This window comes from Zoogloea ramigera, from assembly GCF_006539865.1.
In the GTDB taxonomy this organism is placed as follows: domain Bacteria; phylum Pseudomonadota; class Gammaproteobacteria; order Burkholderiales; family Rhodocyclaceae; genus Zoogloea; species Zoogloea ramigera.
Genome location: NZ_BJNV01000180.1, coordinates 1 through 958, shown reverse-complemented (window position 1 = coordinate 958; position 958 = coordinate 1). Strand labels below are relative to the sequence as shown.

Annotated in this window: 1 pseudogene; it reads left to right on the top strand. The window is 64.5% G+C overall.

Features of this window, described 5'->3' with window-relative positions:
- A pseudogene (locus tag ZRA01_RS21330) lies at positions 1–747 on the top strand (type I restriction endonuclease subunit R); the annotation flags it as partial.
- Positions 748–958: the final 211 nt, after the last annotated feature.

Below are 958 nucleotides of genomic sequence, written 5' to 3'. Positions count from 1 at the left end.
AAGCGCTACAAGGCCTTACAGGCGCAGAAGGCCGCCGCCGAAGCGGGCCACGACAAAGCCGCGGCCCAGGCCGCCCAGGACGCGCTGGAGGTGCTCGTACTCTTCAAGGGCGACATGGGCGCGTTCAACCGGCTGTACGCCTTCTTGTCGCAGATTTTCGACTACGGCAACACCGACATCGAGAAGCGCTTTCTCTTCTACAAGCGGCTCACGCCCCTGCTCGACTTCGGCCGCGAGCGGGATGCGGTGGATCTCTCGAAGGTGGTGCTGACCCACCACAACCTGAAGAACAAGGGCCGGCAAGCCCTCAATCTCCAGGCCGGCGAGGCGCCCAGGCTGGCGCCGATGACCGATACCGGCAGCGGCGCCGTGCACGAGAAGGAAAAGGGCTACCTGGACGAGATCATCCGCAAGGTGAACGGGCTCTTCGAGGGCGAGCTGTCGGACAACGACCAGCTGGTCTACGTAAACGGCGTGCTGATGGGCAAGCTGCTCGAAAACGAAACCCTCGTCCGGCAGGCAGCCACCAACAGCAAAGAGCAGTTCGCCAACTCGCCGGACCTCGCCGACGCGCTGATGAACGCCATCATGGACGCCTTCGAGGCACACACCGCGATGAGCAGCCAGGCGCTGGGCTCGGAGCGGGTGCGGGAGGGTTTGAAAGACACACTGCTGGGGCCGGCGCAGCTGTATGAGGCGCTGCGGGCGCGGGGGCAACAGGCTGCGTCGCGACCGGTGGGGTCGTAGGAGTGCCCCACGGCAATGGAGGCAGAGCATCCCAGGTACATGCCGCTGACGCCGGCTCTCCACGACCGGCAAGAGGTGGCCCACGACACGTTGCTATCACTGCAGAGGTGCTCCGTCGGCAACGCTGGCTGGTGCCGTTCAGACCCACATCCGAACCAACATCTTTAGGCCGGGATCCAGCAGTAGTGACAAGTGATTACCGCTCCCCTGG